The sequence below is a fragment of the Virgisporangium ochraceum genome, assembly GCF_016863655.1.
In the GTDB taxonomy this organism is placed as follows: domain Bacteria; phylum Actinomycetota; class Actinomycetes; order Mycobacteriales; family Micromonosporaceae; genus Virgisporangium; species Virgisporangium ochraceum.
In genome coordinates this window covers 1-14,419 of sequence record NZ_BOPH01000070.1, presented here as the reverse complement: position 1 = coordinate 14,419, position 14,419 = coordinate 1, and the positions used below count along the sequence as shown (strand labels likewise).

Genomic DNA, 14,419 nt, shown 5'->3' with positions numbered 1-14,419 from the left:
ACACTATTGACGCGCCCTGGATCTCGACCGGGCCCTTGCGGAGGACCTCTAGGCCGGAGTCGGTGACCCGCACCAGCGTCGACGCGCTGGGCTCGGTGATCGCCTCGTCGTGTTCGAGGACGTAGACGGTCTCGCCGGCGGGCCAGGCCAGGGTCTCCAGCGTGCCGCGGTCGAGCGGCAGGCTCTCCTCGCCGCTGCGGTTGAGGCTCGTCGCCGTGATCGGGACCCCGAGGAGCTCCACCACCTGCAGCGTCGCCGGGTGGTCCGGCACGCGCACACCGACGGTGCCGTTCAAGGTCACCAGCTCGTCGGGGAGCCCGACCGCGGGCACCACCACGGTGAGCGGACCGGGCGTGTACCGGCCCAGCAGGTCGACGGCCACGTCGTCCAGGACGGCCCAGCGCTTCGCGAGCGCCAGCGACGAGAACGCGAGGTGCACCGGGTTGCTCTCGCTGCGTCCCTTGGCCGTGAAGACCTTGCGCACGGCGGTGAGGTCGGTGGCGATGGCGCCGAGCAGATGGCCGGTCTCGGTGGGCAGGACGGCGAGGCCACCACCACGGAGATGGTCGGCGAGCCGGGCGGCGTCGGCGAACCGCAGCAGGCCGGCCGGCGTGCGATGGAGAAACTCGAACATGTTCATGGGCACCAGGAGCGTACTAGGCTCCCGGCCGTGGGTCCGTTCAGCGTGCTGATGGTGTGTATGGGCAACATCTGCCGGTCGCCGATGGCGGAGCGGCTGCTGATGCTGGAGGCGAAGTCCTACGTCGGCGACAAGGCCGACGACCTGCTGCTGGTCCACGGCGCGGGTACCGGCGGCTGGCACGTCGGCGCCGCCATGGACCCGGGTGCCGCCCGGCAGGTGCGCTCGCGCGGCGGCGACGCCGACGGGTTCGCGGCGCGTCAGCTGACCACCGAGCACCTCGAGTACTCCGACCTGATCCTCACCGCGACCGGTGAGCAGTCGAAGTTCGTCCACGGGCTGCGCGCCGACGCCGACGACCGCACGTTCGTGCTCGGCGAGCTGGGCCGGCTCCTCGCGCACGTCGACGAGCGGGACCTGCCACCGTTCGCACCCGACACCGACGCCGTGTACGCGCGCGGGGTCGCACTGGTCGAGGCCGCGGCACGGGCGCGCGCCGGCCGGCCGCCGCGGCCGGCGGACGATCTCGACGACCCGTGGGGACGGGCCGACCGCTACTTCGGCCGCATCGCCGACGAGATCGAGAAGACGGTGCAGCCGCTCGCCCGCCTGCTACTGAGTTAGCGAATCGTGAAATCTGGGAAACATCCGGTGGTGCTGCGTATAGGGCAACGCCGGAAATCCTGGTGGCACCGGCTACGCCTGCGTCCCCGGTTGGCGCTGGCGGCGCTCGCCGCGTTCCTGGTCGCCGTACCGGTGACGCTGCTCGCCCTGGCGGTGCGCAACGGCTGGGGTCCGATGAAGCGGCTCGACCTCGCCGTGGCCGACGCCCTCCACGACGCGGTCGGCGACCAACGGTGGCTGCTCGACGCGCTCCACGCGCTGGACGTGATCCTGCACCCGTGGGTGTTCCGCGGGGCGGTGCTGGTGGCCGTCCTGGTGCTCGTCACGCGCGGCGCCTGGCGGCTGGCCTGGTGGGCGGCGATCACGATGACCACCGGCAGCGTGCTCGGGCTCGTGCTGAAGCTCGTCGTCGCGCGGTCCCGGCCGTCGTTCGACCTGCCGCTGGCGACCGCCCCCGGCTACAGCTTCCCGTCGGGACACGCGTTGAACAGCACCGTCGGCGTGCTGGTGCTGCTGCTCGTGGTGCTGCCGGCGCTGCCGACCGTGCGGCGGCGCGTCGCCGCCTGGGCCGTCGGCCTGACGCTGATCCTGCTCACCGGGTTCGACCGGGTCGGCCTCGGCGTGCACTACGTGAGCGATGTGGTCGCGGCCTGGCTGGTCGGGATCGCGCTGGTGGTCGCGACCGCGGCCGCGTTCGAAACCTGGCGCCGCGACGTCGGTCGGCCGGCGCACGACCCGTTGGCCGGTGTGGCTCCGGAGGAGGTTCAGCGGTGATGGGCATCAACAGGCAGATCGGAAAGCACGTTCTGCGCAAGGTCGTCGTGCCGGGGATCGTGCTCTACCTGTCGATGGTCGCAGTGGGCCTGCTGCTCAGCTTTCCGCTGAAGAACCTCCTGAAACCCGAGGATGAGGTCAACCGTGACCTCGCCGAGGGCCGCACGCCCGACTGGACCTCCACCACCGGCATCATCAGCCGGCTCGCCGACACCGCGTCGATCATCGCGCTGCTCCTGATCTTCGCGTTGCTGCTGCGGTGGGTCTTCCGCCGGTGGGCCGAGGCGGTGACGCTGATGACCGCCGTGCTGCTGCAGGCGAGCGTCTTCCTGCTCACCGCCCTGGTGATCGACCGGCAGCGGCCGGCCGTGCCCCAGCTCGACGAGGCCCCACCGACGTCGAGCTTCCCGTCCGGGCATACCGGCGCCGCGGTGGCGCTGTACGGCGGGCTCGCGATCATCGTCGGGTGGCGGATGCGGCACCGGATACCGAAGGCGCTGCTGATCAGCGTCCTCGTGGCCATTCCGTTCCTGGTCGCGGCCGCCCGCATGTACCGCGGCATGCACCACCCCAGCGACGTGTTCTTCGGCGCGGTGAACGGCATCGCCTGCCTGACGATCGCGGTGCGCGCGTGGCTCACGACACGGGGGTCGGCTTTCGTCCTGCGGCAGCGGCAGCCTTCGCGATATTCCGAGCCATCCCCGCAAAGATGATGCCGTGGAACGGCGTCACGGCGGCCCAGTACGCGTGACCGGCGAGCCCGCGGGGGAGGAACACGGCCCGCTGGCAGTAGATCGCCGTGCTGTCGCGGTCCCCGGGCTTCACCCGCATCTCCAGCCACGCGCGGCCCGGCAGCCGCATCTCGGCGCGCAACCGCAGCAGCTCGCCGGGCACGATCTCCTCGACGCGCCAGAAGTCCACGGCCTCGCCCAGGTACAGGTGGCTCGGGTCGCGCCGGCCGCGCCGGAGGCCGACACCGCCGACGGCGCGGTCGAGCCAGCCGCGCACGGCCCAGGCCAGCGGGAACGAGTACCAGCCGGTCTCGCCGCCGATCGCGGTGACCACCCGCCACAGCTCCTCGGGTGACGCGTCGACCCGGCTCTCCCGCTGGTCGGTGTAGACGGTGCCGCCCGACCAGTTCGGGTCGGTCGGCAGCGGCTCGGCCGCCGGGGTGCCGGGCCAGGAGGAGCCGGTCCACCGGGTCTCGACGTCGGCGTCGCGGATGCGCTTGAGCGCCAGGCGCACGGCCTCGTCGAAGCCGGTCAGCCCGCGGTCGGGGTCGGCGACGTGACGGGCGATGTCGTGCTCGCGGGCGACGGCCTCGTGGATCAGGCTGCCGACCAGCGGCCGGGCGATCGCGTTGGGCACCGGGGTCACCAGGCCGACCCAGTGCGCCGACAGCCACGGGCTGAGCGCCCTGACCGGCACGATCAGCCGTCTCCGCAGGCCGGCGACCGCCGCGTACCGGCGCATCATCTGCTCGTAGGTCAGCACGTCGGGTCCGCCGATGTCGAAGGCGCGGTTGATGTCGTCGGTGACCTCGGCCATGCCGATGAGGTAGTGCAGCACGTCGCGGATCGCGATCGGCTGGATCCGGTTGCGCACCCAGCGCGGGCACACCATGGCGGGCAGCCGCTCGGTGAGGTACCGCAGCATCTCGAACGACGCCGAGCCGGAGCCGATGATGATCGGCGCCCGCAGCACGACCGCGGGCGTTTCACCCTTCAGCAGGATCTCCGCGACCTCGTGCCGGCTCCTGAGATGAGCCGACGCCTGAGGGTTGTCCGGATCCGGGCCGCCGAGGTAGATGATGCGCTTGACGCCCGCGGCCGTCGCGGCGGCCGCGACGTTCGCGGCGCCGTCGCGGTCGAGCTTCTCGAAGCCCTTGCGGCCCAACGAGTGGACCAGGTAGTAGACGACGTCCGTGCCCTCCATCGCCGCGCGCAGGCTCGCCGGGTCGGCGACGTCGCCCTCGACGATCTCGACGTCCTCGGCCCACGGGACGTCGCGCAGCCGCCCCGCCGACCGGGTGAGGCAGCGCACCTCGTGCCCCCGTGCGACGAGCCGCGGCGCCAGCCGGCCGCCGACATATCCGGTCGCACCCGTCACCAGTACCCGCATGCCCCGGATCATGCCCGTTTTGAGCAGGCCAGACACGTAGACTTCGCGGCATGGGCGAGTTCTGGGGGCCTAGCTTCGCGGCGCTGCGCGCCGCCGACCCGGAGATCGCCGACGTCGTGCTCGGCGAGCTCACGCGGGTCCGGAGCGGGCTGCAGCTGATCGCGAGCGAGAACCTCACGTCGCCGGCGGTGCTGGCGGCGCTGGGGTCGACGCTGACCAACAAGTACGCCGAGGGGTACCCGGGTCACCGGTACTACGGCGGCTGTGGCGAGGTCGACCGGGCCGAGACCCTCGGCATCGAGCGGGCGAAGGCGCTGTTCGGCGCAGAGCACGCGAACCTGCAGCCGCACTCCGGCGCAGGCGCCAACCTGGCCGCGTACGCCGCGCTGCTGGTGCCGGGCGACCGGGTGCTGGCGATGGACCTGCCGCACGGCGGTCACCTCACCCACGGGAGCCGCGTGAACTTCAGCGGCAAGTGGTTCGAGACCGTCGGGTACCGGGTGTCGCCGGACGACGAGCTGATCGACTACGACGAGGTGCGGTCGCTGGCGGTGTCGCACCGGCCGAAGATGATCATCTGCGGCGCCACCGCGTACCCGCGGCTGATCGACTTCGCCCGGTTCCGGGAGATCGCCGACGAGGTCGGTGCGTACCTGGTGGTCGACGCGGCGCACTTCATCGGGCTGGTCGCCGGCGGCGCGATCCCGTCGCCGGTGCCGTACGCCGACGTGGTCACCGCCACCACGCACAAAGTGCTGCGCGGTCCGCGCGGCGGCATGATCCTGTGCACCGCCGACCTGGCCGCCCGCGTCGACCGGGCGGTGTTCCCGTTCACGCAGGGCGGACCGCTGATGCACGCGGTCGCCGCGAAGGCGGTGGCGCTGCGGGAGGCGTCCACACCGATCTTCGGTGAGTACGCGCGGCAGGTGGTCGCGAACGCCCGCGCGCTCGCCACCGGGCTCGCGGCCGAAGGCATGAGACCGGTCTCCGGCGGCACCGACACCCACCTGGCCCTGATCGACCTCCGCTCCCTCGGCGTCACCGGACGGGCGGCCGAGGAACGGTGCGACCTGGCCCGCATCACGCTGAACAAGAACGCCATCCCGTACGATCCCGAGACGCCGATGACCGCCTCCGGCATCCGGGTCGGTACCCCGTCGGTCACCACGCAGGGCCTGAAGGAGGCGGAGATGGCGCACGTCGCACGGCTGATCGCGCGGGCGGTCCGGGCCGATCCCGACACCCCGGCCGGCCGCATCGAGCTCGGCGACGTGGCATCCGAGGTCACCGACCTGGTGAACGCGTTCCCCGCCTATCCCGTGCTGGTTCCGGCATGAGTGCCGGAACGCAGTGGAGGCGCTCATGCCGGGGGCTTTTGCCGTTTGCCTTTGTAGGCGGCGCAGCATGAGTGTCGTCGGGCGGATGACGCATCTGCCGGTTGGTTTGAAGACGAGCGCCGTGATCCTCGTGCTGATGGTTGCCGGGGGAGCGGTGTTCGGCGGGGTCGCCGGCGCGCTCGGTGCCGCGGCGGGGGTGGGCATCGTGGTGGCGAGCTTCACGGTGTCGAGCCTGGTGATCGCGTGGGCCGACTCGGTGCACCCGACGCTGGTGCTGCCGGTCGGCATGGTCACGTACATCACCAAGTTCACGGCGCTCGGGTTCGTGATGGCCGCGGTGGCCGGCTCCGGGTGGGACGGGCTGACCGCGCTGTGCCTCGGCGTGGGCGTGGCGACGATCGCCTGGGCGACCGCGCAGGCCTGGTGGGTCTACCACGCGCGCATCCCGTACGTGGACGTCTAGCGTTTCGCCGGTGCCGACGAGGCCCCCGCGCACGGCACGGTGACCCGGTCGCTCACCGCCTCCACGCGGAAGCTCCGCTCGTCGTTGCTCACGGTGCCGCCGACGAACGTGCGGTACGTGCCGGGTCTGCAGTCGGCGGTGGCGAACGCGGTGCGCTCGCGCTCGGACCGCTTCTTGGTGGTGTCGACGCCGGTCGCGCCCATGGGCGTCTGCTCGACGCTGACCCACCGGCCCTTGCCCTCGTCGATCTGCAGCGACACGGTGACGTCGACGCCGCCGTTCTCCTTGGCGCAGCGGAAGCGGGCCGGGCCGATCAGTTGCCCGTCACGCATCGTGGGCACGTCGGCGAAGACGGTGCACCGCGAACCCAGCGGGCCGCCGTCGTCGGTTCCGGTGCCGCGACCCGCGGTTCCGGAACTCTCGGCGTCAGGCTGCCGCACGACGAACACAGCGAAGAGCACGAGCGCGACAACTACGAGTAGTGCCTTCATCCGTACCCACCCCCCAGTGGGAACCGCTTTCTACCAAGGTAGTGACAATTCGGGTGCGGAGATACCCCGCGGAGGGGAAACACCAAACCGGTGAACGGGGGTAATGTGACGGGTTACCGGCCGGGAGCCGCCTAGCATCGTCTGAACCCCCGCGTGAACTTCTCGCGGGGGTCGACTCACAACTGCGGAAACGCGCTTGATATGGTTCGCGCGTCATGGCCGATGACGAGAACCGGACCCCTCGCCGCGATGAAGTCCAAGGCATCAACGCGGGATGGGCCGCCGTGAGCTACCTCCTCTCCGGAATGTTGGTGTGGGGGTTCATCGGTTGGCTCGTCGACCGTTGGTTGGCAACCGACGGCATTGGCTTGGGTATCGGTGCCGTCGTCGGCGCCGCTCTGGGGTGTTACATCACCGTCAAGCGGCTCGGGGCATAGGAGGAGACCAGAGGCATGCTGCGCACCGTCGCATCCGAAGTGCCATGGCCACCAGGCGTGCACGAGTTCTTCCCGCCGCCGATCGCGGGGCCGGATCACTGGTTCACGAAGTTCACGCTGTTCCTGTGGGTCTCGGTTGCGCTGATCCTCGTCTTCTTCCTGGTTGCCTACCGCAACCCGAAGCTGGTGCCGACCAAGTCGCAGTGGCTCGCCGAGTCCCTGTACGGCTTCGTGCGTGACGGCATCGCCAAGGACATGATCGGCGCCCGGGGCGTGGCGTTCGCGCCGTACCTGTCGACGCTGTTCGTGTTCGTCCTCGTGATGAACGTCTGGGCGATCATCCCGGGTGTCCAGCTGTCGCCGAACTCCCACATCGCCTTCCCGGCGCTGCTGGCCGTGATCTCGTACGTGATCTTCAACTACGTCGGCATCCGCGAGCACGGCTTCGCCAAGTACATGAAGGCGCAGCTCATCCCGCCGGGCGTGCCGATGTGGCTGGTTCCGCTGGTCGCGGTCATCGAGCTGCTGTCGACGTTCATCCTGCGTCCGGTGACGCTGGCCCTGCGACTGTTCGCCAACATGTTCGCCGGCCACGTGATCCTGCTGGTCTTCTCGCTGGGCGGCTTCATGCTGCTCAACAGCGAGGCCATCTTCCTCAAGCCCGTGTCGCTGCTCTCCTGGGCGCTGGCGATCGGCCTCACCTTCTTCGAGCTGCTGGTCGCGGCCCTGCAGGCCTACGTGTTCGTGCTGCTGACCTCGTTCTACGTGCAGACGTCGCTCGCCGACGAGCACTGACAGCGACTTCCGAATAAGACCAGCGCGGGCGGTACACCGACCGCGATCAACCAACCCGTCCCGTCCAACGCGTGACCCAGCTGTCACGCGCTAGCAGGAGGATTTTCAGAGCAATGGCACTCGCTGAAGTTACCGGCAGCATTGCGGCCGTTGGATACGGCCTCGCCGCCATCGGCCCCGGCATCGGTGTCGGTCTCGTGTTCGCCGCCTACATCCAGGCCACCGCGCGTCAGCCGGAGTCGGCCGGTCTCACCCGTACCTACCTGTTCCTCGGCATGGTTCTGATCGAGGCGCTCGCGCTGCTGGGTATCGCGTTCGGTTACGCGTTCGGCCCCGGCACCCCGTAATAGGAGGCCGCAATGCTGCAATTGCTCGCCGCCGAGGGCGGTGAAGTCCACGTCCCGAATCCGGTCGTGCCGATCTGGCAGGAAGTCGTCATCGGCACGATCGCCTTCGCGGTGCTCGTGTTCGTCCTCGGCAAGTACGTCTGGCCGCGGATGGAGGCCACCTTCCAGGCCCGCGTCGAGGCGATCGAAGGCGGCATCAAGAAGGCCGAGAACGCCCAGAAGGAAGCCGCCCAACTGCTCGAGCAGTACAAGGCTCAGCTGGCGGAGGCGCGTACCGAGGCTGCGCGCATCCGTGACGAGGCGCGTGCCGACGCCGCGGGTATCCGTGAGGAGGCCGCCTCCCGCGCCCGGGAGGAGTCCGACCGGATCATCCAGGCCGGGCGCGACGCGCTCCAGGCCGAGCGGGGTCAGATCGTGCGCGAGCTGCGCGCCGAGCTCGGCACCCTGGCCGTCGACCTGGCCAGCCGCATTGTCGGCGAGGCCCTGGCCGACGAGGCACGCCAGCGCGGCACGGTCGAGCGGTTCCTCGACGACCTGGGCGAAGCGACTCCCGCCGGAGGTAAGCGCTGATGCTCGCCGCCAGCCGGGAGTCCTACGCCGCCGCCGTCGACGCGCTCAACGAGCACGCGGCCGGTGCCACGCCGGAGCGGCTCGCCGCCACCGGCGACGAGGTCCTGGCGGTGGCCGACCTGCTGCGGCGGGAGCCACGGCTGCGGCGGGCGCTGGCCGACGCGTCCCGTGACACCGACGAGCGGGCCGGCCTGCTCGGCGCGGTGTTCGCCGGCAAGATCGGCGACGACGCGTTGGGCCTGCTGACGGCCCTGGTGCGCGGTCGCTGGTCGTCTCCGGTCGAGCTGCTCGACGCGGTCGAGCGGATCGGTGCGGAGGCCCTGCTCGCCGGCTCGGAACGGGCCGACGAACTGGGCGAGGTGGAAGACGAACTGTTCCGCTTCGGCGGCGTCGTCCGGGGCAACCCGCAGCTCGCGGGTGCGCTGTCCGACTCGACCGCCGGCCTCGACCGGCGGACGCAGCTCGTCGACGACCTGCTCGGCAGCAAGGTCAAGCCGGTGTCGCTGCGGTTGGCGGCGCTGGCGCTGCGCGGGTTCGGCGGGCGCGGCTTCGACGCCTCGCTCAGCCGGCTGGTGGAGCTGGCGGCCGCCCGGCGTGACCGGCAGGTCGCCTACGTCACCACCGCCGCACCGCTGAGCGACGCCGAAGAGGAACGCCTCGCCGGTCGGCTCAGCGAACTGTACGGTCGACAGATCTCCCTGAAGGTCGATGTCGACCCGTCCGTGGTCGGCGGTGTCCGGGTGCGGGTCGGTTCCGATCTGTACGACGGCACGGTCTCCCGACGGCTTGCCGAGACGCGCAAGGCGCTCGCCGGTTAGATTCAATTCACACCTAGACATAGAGGAAGTTGAGGATGGCCGAGCTGACCATCTCCTCGGACGAGATCCGGGGCGCACTGGAGCGCTATGTCTCGTCCTACTCGCCGGAGATCTCCCGCGAAGAGGTAGGCATCGTCGCCGACGCGAGCGACGGCATCGCCCACGTCGAGGGCCTGCCTTCGACCATGGCCAACGAGTTGCTCGAGTTCGAAGACGGCACCCTGGGTGTCGCACTGAACCTGGACGTGCGTGAGATCGGTGTCGTGGTGCTGGGCGACTTCGCCGGCATCCAGGAGGGGCAGCAGGTCAAGCGGACCGGACGGGTCCTCTCGGTGCCGATCGGTGACGGGTTCCTCGGCCGGGTCGTCGACCCGCTGGGCAAGCCCCTCGACGCACGCGGCGACATCGAGAACGAGGGCCTGCGCGAACTGGAGCTGCAGGCGCCCACGGTGGTGCAGCGCCAGTCGGTGAAGCAGCCGCTGCAGACGGGTATCAAGGCGATCGACGCCATGACCCCGATCGGCCGCGGCCAGCGCCAGCTGATCATCGGTGACCGCAAGACGGGCAAGACCACGATCGCGCTCGACACGATCATCAACCAGCGCGACAACTGGTTGTCGGGCGACCCGGAGAAGCAGGTCCGCTGCATCTACGTCGCGATCGGCCAGAAGGCCTCCACGATCGCGTCGATCAAGGGGACGCTCGAAGAGCGCGGCGCCATGGAGTACACGACGATCGTGGCCTCCCCGGCGTCCGACCCGGCGGGCTTCAAGTACCTGGCGCCGTACACCGGTTCGGCCATCGGCCAGCACTGGATGTACGCCGGCAAGCACGTCCTCATCGTCTTCGACGACCTGAGCAAGCAGGCCGAGGCGTACCGCGCCGTGTCGCTGCTGCTGCGTCGCCCGCCGGGCCGCGAGGCCTACCCGGGTGACGTCTTCTACCTGCACTCCCGGCTGCTGGAGCGCTGCGCGAAGCTCTCCGACGAGCTGGGCGGCGGCTCGATGACCGGCCTGCCGATGGTCGAGACCAAGGCCAACGACATCTCGGCCTACATCCCGACCAACGTCATCTCGATCACCGACGGCCAGATCTTCCTCGAGACCGACCTGTTCAACCAGGGCGTCCGGCCGGCCATCAACGTGGGTACCTCGGTGTCCCGGGTCGGTGGTTCGGCGCAGGTCCGCGGTATGCGGTCGGTGTCCGGTCGCCTGCGTCTGGACCTGGCGCAGTACCGCGACCTGGAGGCGTTCGCGGCGTTCGCGTCCGACCTCGACCGTGCCTCGCGCGCCCAGCTGGAGCGCGGTGGCCGCCTGGTCGAGCTGCTCAAGCAGCCGGCGTACTCGCCGTACCCGGTCACCGAGCAGATCGTCTCGATCTGGTCGGGCACCACCGGCGAGCTCGACGAGATCCCGGTCTCCGACGTGCGCAAGTTCGAGCAGGAGTTCCTCTCGCACCTGCGGCACAACCGCAAGGAGATCCTCGACGCGATCGCCGAGAAGAACGAGCTGTCCGACGACACGGCCGCTTCCCTGAAGGAGGCGATCGCCCAGTTCCGGCAGAACTTCCTCGCCGGCTCCGGTGAGGGCAGGTTCGTGAACGAGGCGGGCGCCAAGCCGTCCGACGCGTCGGGCGACAGCCGCGAGAAGGTCACCCGCGAGGTCCGCCAGAACGAGGCGGGCTGACGGTATGCCAGCCCAGCTGCTACCGCTCCGGCGTCGCATCCGGTCGGTGAAGTCCATGAAGAAGATCACCAAGGCGCAGGAGCTGGTCGCCACCAGCCGGATCGCGAAGGCCCAGGCCCGGGTCGCCGCGAGCCGTCCCTACGCCGAGGCGATCACCGACGTGCTCACCGCGCTGGCGTCCAACGCGAGCATCGACCACCCGCTGCTCAAGCCGCGGGAGCAGGTCCGTCGGGCCGGCATCCTGGTGGTCACGAGCGACCGCGGTCTGGCCGGTGGCTACAACGCCAACGTGCTGCGGGCCACCGAGCAGCTGCGGGTCAGGCTCGAGCGTGACGGCAAGCAGCCGGTGCTGTTCGTGATCGGGCGCAAGGGCGTCGGGTTCTTCAAGTTCCGGGGACGCCCGGTCGAGGCGAGCTGGACCGGCTTCTCCGAGCGTCCCGAGTTCGAGAACGCCCGCGAGGTCGGCGAGACGCTGCTGAAAGCGTTCGAGGCCGGTGCCGACGACACCGTCGACGGCCCGGGCGCCGACGGGATCTACGGCGTCGACGAGCTGTACCTGGTGCACACCGAGTTCAAGTCGCTGCTCACGCAGGTCCCGAAGGTGCGGCTGCTCGCGCCGATGGAGGTCGAGGAGCGCGAGGTCACCGGTCCCCGTCCCGCGTACGAGTTCGAGCCCGAGCCCGAGGAACTGCTGGCGGCGCTGCTGCCGAAGTACATCAACGCCCGGCTGTTCGCGGCGTTGCTCGACTCGGCGGCGAGCGAGTCGGCGTCCCGGCGGCGGGCGATGAAGAGCGCAACCGACAACGCCGAAGAGGTCATCAAGTCGCTCACGCGGGAGATGAACTCGGCCCGTCAGGCGGCGATCACCCAGGAGATCAGCGAGATTGTCGGCGGCGTCGAAGCGCTCGCCGCATCGGGAAGTGATGTGTGATGACTACTGCAGTTGGTACCCAGACGGGCGTGGGCCGGGTCGTCCGGGTCATCGGCCCGGTCGTCGACGCCGAGTTCCCGCGCGATGCCATGCCGGCACCGTTCAACGCCATGAAGGTCGACGTGACCCTCTCCGGCGGCGAGAAGACGCTGACCCTGGAGGTCGCCCAGCACCTGGGCGACAACATGGTGCGCGCGATCTCGATGCAGCCCACCGACGGTCTCGTGCGCGGGGCCGAGGTGCGCGACACCGGCGGCCCGATCACGGTGCCCGTCGGTGACGTGACCAAGGGCAAGGTCTTCAACGCCATCGGGGAGGTGCTCAACGCCGACCCGTCCACCCTCGACGGCGCCGAGCGCTGGGGCATCCACCGTCAGCCGCCGGCGTTCGCCGACCTCGAGCCGAAGACCGAGATGCTGGAGACCGGCATCAAGGTGCTCGACCTCCTCGCCCCGTACGTCAAGGGTGGGAAGATCGGCCTCTTCGGCGGCGCCGGCGTGGGCAAGACGGTGCTCATCCAGGAGATGATCATCCGGGTCGCCAACAACTTCGGTGGTACGTCGGTGTTCGCCGGCGTGGGTGAGCGCACCCGTGAGGGCAACGACCTCATCGCCGAGATGACGGAGTCCGAGGTCATCGACAAGACCGCGCTGGTGTTCGGTCAGATGGACGAGCCGCCGGGCACGCGTCTGCGGGTCGCCCTGGCCGCCCTGACGATGGCGGAGTACTTCCGTGACGTGCAGAACCAGGAGGTGCTGCTCTTCATCGACAACATCTTCCGGTTCACGCAGGCCGGTTCCGAGGTGTCGACCCTGCTGGGCCGCATGCCGTCGGCCGTGGGCTACCAGCCCACGCTGGCCGACGAGATGGGCCAGCTGCAGGAGCGGATCACCTCCGTCAAGGGCAAGGCGATCACCTCGATGCAGGCGATCTACGTGCCGGCCGACGACTACACCGACCCGGCGCCGGCCACCACGTTCGCCCACCTCGACGCCACCACCAACCTGGAGCGGTCGATCTCCGACAAGGGCATCTACCCGGCGGTGGACCCGCTGGCGTCCACGTCGCGGATCCTCGCGCCGGAGTACGTCGGCAACGAGCATTACACGGTGGCGCAGGAAGTGAAGCGGATCCTGCAGCGGTACAAGGATCTGCAGGACATCATCGCCATCCTCGGTATGGACGAGCTGTCCGAGGAAGACAAGATCACGGTGAACCGGGCGCGGCGGGTCGAGCGGTTCCTGTCGCAGAACACCTACGCGGCGACGCAGTTCACCGGCATCGAGGGTTCGTTCGTGCCGATCAAGGAGACCGTCGAGGCGTTCAAGCGCCTTTCCGAGGGTGAGTTCGACCACTTCCCGGAGCAGGCGTTCTTCATGTGCGGCGGCATCGAGGACCTCGAGAAGAAGGCCCACGAGCTGATGAAGGACTGAATCGTCCCGATTCGGTAGCCCGATCTTGGACGTCTCGCACGGTTTCGCCGCTGCGCGGCGTCCAAGATCTTTTTCATTGCAAGGTACCTAAAGAGCTCCATAACTTTTCGCCCTCATGAACAGCGGTCGTCACGGGTTGGCTAAACTCGCAACACCGCCGCAGGCAAGGAGAATCGCAGTGGCGCAGCTACAGGTCGAGCTGGTGGCCGTCGAGGAAAAGGTCTGGTCGGGTACCGCGGATTTCGTGGTGGCCCGCACCACCGAGGGCGAACTCGGTGTCCTTCCCGGTCACGCACCCCTGCTCGGCCAGCTCAAGGAGCCCAGCCAGGTGCGGATCAAGCATGACGGCATAGAGTCCGTCTACGAGGTCTCCGGCGGGTTCCTCTCGGTCACCGGTGAGGGCGTCACGATCCTCGCGGAGTCCTGCGAGTTCGCCGACGAGAAGCGGTAGCGGGGCGGGCATCGGTGGGCGTCCTTCAGTGGGTCGGCATCGGTGTCCTGGTAGTGCTCCTCGCTCTGGCGACGCTGTTCTTCCGTCGCGTCGCGATCGGCCGCCGTGGCGGCACCATCGACGTGAGTCTCCGCCTTACCACGCTCGTCGCGGGGCGCGGCTGGTCGCACGGCCTGGCGCGCTTCGCGGGTGACGAGTTCCGCTGGTACCGCGTGTTCAGCTTCTCGCCCCGTCCGCGCCGTGTCCTGAGTCGCCGCGAACTGGCGATCCAGGGCCGCCGCCTTCCCGACGACGTCGAACGCCTGACGATGCCGGCCGACTGGGTCGTGGTCCGGTGTGCTGACCGGCGGTCGTCGGTCGAGATCGCGATGTCGGGCAGCACCCTGACCGGTTTCCTGTCCTGGATGGAGGCGGCCCCTCCGGGTTCTCCTGCTCCCAGGCTGGCTGCTCCCCCGCACTGACCCCTTCCGCGATCTTGGACACTTGTGCATCGAATTGGCTG

The 14,419-nt window shown here is 69.6% G+C and carries 18 protein-coding genes; 15 read left to right on the top strand and 3 right to left on the bottom strand.

What is annotated here, in order from left to right; all coding sequences use genetic code 11:
• The coding region (locus tag Voc01_RS24365) for an L-threonylcarbamoyladenylate synthase (RefSeq protein WP_203929853.1) at window positions 1-640 on the bottom strand (640 nt) is incomplete at its 3' end.
• A gap of 30 nt (window positions 641-670) precedes the next feature.
• Here Voc01_RS24365 and Voc01_RS24360 point away from each other — a divergent pair.
• Genes Voc01_RS24360 through Voc01_RS24350 form a run of 3 tightly spaced genes read left to right on the top strand, consistent with a single transcriptional unit; the run spans window position 671 to window position 2,751 of the window.
• Window positions 671-1,264, top strand: coding sequence for an arsenate reductase/protein-tyrosine-phosphatase family protein (locus Voc01_RS24360; protein WP_203929852.1), 594 nt, complete (start codon window positions 671-673; stop codon window positions 1,262-1,264).
• 30 nt (window positions 1,265-1,294) lie between these two features.
• Window positions 1,295-2,038, top strand: a complete 744-nt coding sequence (locus Voc01_RS24355; protein ID WP_203929851.1) for a phosphatase PAP2 family protein — start codon at window positions 1,295-1,297, stop codon at window positions 2,036-2,038.
• Window positions 2,038-2,751, top strand: a complete 714-nt coding sequence (locus Voc01_RS24350) for a phosphatase PAP2 family protein (RefSeq protein ID WP_203929850.1) — start codon at window positions 2,038-2,040, stop codon at window positions 2,749-2,751. Before Voc01_RS24355 ends, Voc01_RS24350 begins: the two co-directional genes overlap by 1 nt.
• On the opposite strand, the gene Voc01_RS24345 is transcribed toward Voc01_RS24350, so the two are convergent.
• Window positions 2,675-4,159, bottom strand: coding sequence for an SDR family oxidoreductase (locus tag Voc01_RS24345; protein WP_203929849.1), 1,485 nt, complete (start codon window positions 4,157-4,159; stop codon window positions 2,675-2,677). The two genes, Voc01_RS24350 and Voc01_RS24345, sit on opposite strands and share 77 nt — an antisense overlap.
• Window positions 4,160-4,209: 50 nt before the next feature.
• Here Voc01_RS24345 and glyA point away from each other — a divergent pair, with 50 nt between their 5' ends.
• A complete protein-coding gene (gene glyA / locus Voc01_RS24340; RefSeq protein WP_203929848.1) occupies window positions 4,210-5,496 on the top strand; it encodes a serine hydroxymethyltransferase in 1,287 nt (428 codons plus the stop codon).
• Between the two features lie 85 nt (window positions 5,497-5,581).
• Window positions 5,582-5,959 carry a hypothetical protein gene (locus tag Voc01_RS24335; protein ID WP_203929847.1) on the top strand — a complete coding sequence of 126 codons (378 nt, stop codon included), beginning with the start codon at window positions 5,582-5,584 and terminating at the stop codon, window positions 5,957-5,959.
• Here the strand turns inward: Voc01_RS24335 and Voc01_RS24330 are convergent.
• Entirely contained in the window at window positions 5,956-6,450 is a 495-nt protein-coding gene (locus tag Voc01_RS24330; protein ID WP_203929846.1) for a hypothetical protein, read from the bottom strand. The two genes, Voc01_RS24335 and Voc01_RS24330, sit on opposite strands and share 4 nt — an antisense overlap.
• 215 nt (window positions 6,451-6,665) lie before the next feature.
• Here Voc01_RS24330 and Voc01_RS24325 point away from each other — a divergent pair, with 215 nt between their 5' ends.
• The 10 genes from Voc01_RS24325 (at window position 6,666) to Voc01_RS24280 (ending at window position 14,378) form a co-directional block, all read left to right on the top strand.
• On the top strand, window positions 6,666-6,887 hold the full coding sequence (locus Voc01_RS24325; protein WP_203929845.1) for an AtpZ/AtpI family protein: 222 nt from the start codon (window positions 6,666-6,668) through the stop codon (window positions 6,885-6,887).
• A gap of 15 nt (window positions 6,888-6,902) precedes the next feature.
• Window positions 6,903-7,682: a F0F1 ATP synthase subunit A gene (atpB, locus tag Voc01_RS24320; RefSeq protein ID WP_203929844.1), complete on the top strand. Its 780-nt coding sequence runs from the start codon at window positions 6,903-6,905 to the stop codon at window positions 7,680-7,682.
• Between the two features lie 113 nt (window positions 7,683-7,795).
• The gene (gene atpE, locus Voc01_RS24315; RefSeq protein WP_203929843.1) at window positions 7,796-8,029 is read left to right on the top strand and encodes an ATP synthase F0 subunit C; all 234 of its coding nucleotides are present in this window, start codon (window positions 7,796-7,798) and stop codon (window positions 8,027-8,029) included.
• Window positions 8,030-8,041: 12 nt separating this feature from the next.
• Window positions 8,042-8,599 (top strand): F0F1 ATP synthase subunit B, encoded by a 558-nt coding sequence (locus Voc01_RS24310; RefSeq protein ID WP_373873864.1) that lies wholly within the window; start codon window positions 8,042-8,044, stop codon window positions 8,597-8,599.
• Window positions 8,596-9,417, top strand: coding sequence for a F0F1 ATP synthase subunit delta (locus tag Voc01_RS24305; RefSeq protein WP_203929854.1), 822 nt, complete (start codon window positions 8,596-8,598; stop codon window positions 9,415-9,417). Before Voc01_RS24310 ends, Voc01_RS24305 begins: the two co-directional genes overlap by 4 nt.
• Window positions 9,418-9,452: 35 nt before the next feature.
• Window positions 9,453-11,102 (top strand): F0F1 ATP synthase subunit alpha, encoded by a 1,650-nt coding sequence (gene atpA, locus Voc01_RS24300; protein ID WP_203929842.1) that lies wholly within the window; start codon window positions 9,453-9,455, stop codon window positions 11,100-11,102.
• 4 nt (window positions 11,103-11,106) lie between these two features.
• Window positions 11,107-12,033, top strand: a complete 927-nt coding sequence (locus Voc01_RS24295; protein ID WP_203929841.1) for a F0F1 ATP synthase subunit gamma — start codon at window positions 11,107-11,109, stop codon at window positions 12,031-12,033.
• Window positions 12,033-13,466 (top strand): F0F1 ATP synthase subunit beta, encoded by a 1,434-nt coding sequence (gene atpD, locus Voc01_RS24290; RefSeq protein ID WP_203929840.1) that lies wholly within the window; start codon window positions 12,033-12,035, stop codon window positions 13,464-13,466. Before Voc01_RS24295 ends, atpD begins: the two co-directional genes overlap by 1 nt.
• A gap of 178 nt (window positions 13,467-13,644) precedes the next feature.
• Window positions 13,645-13,917 (top strand): F0F1 ATP synthase subunit epsilon, encoded by a 273-nt coding sequence (locus tag Voc01_RS24285; protein WP_239160454.1) that lies wholly within the window; start codon window positions 13,645-13,647, stop codon window positions 13,915-13,917.
• 14 nt (window positions 13,918-13,931) lie between these two features.
• A complete protein-coding gene (locus Voc01_RS24280) occupies window positions 13,932-14,378 on the top strand; it encodes a DUF2550 domain-containing protein (RefSeq protein ID WP_203929838.1) in 447 nt (148 codons plus the stop codon).
• The last annotated feature ends 41 nt before the right edge of the window (window positions 14,379-14,419 follow it).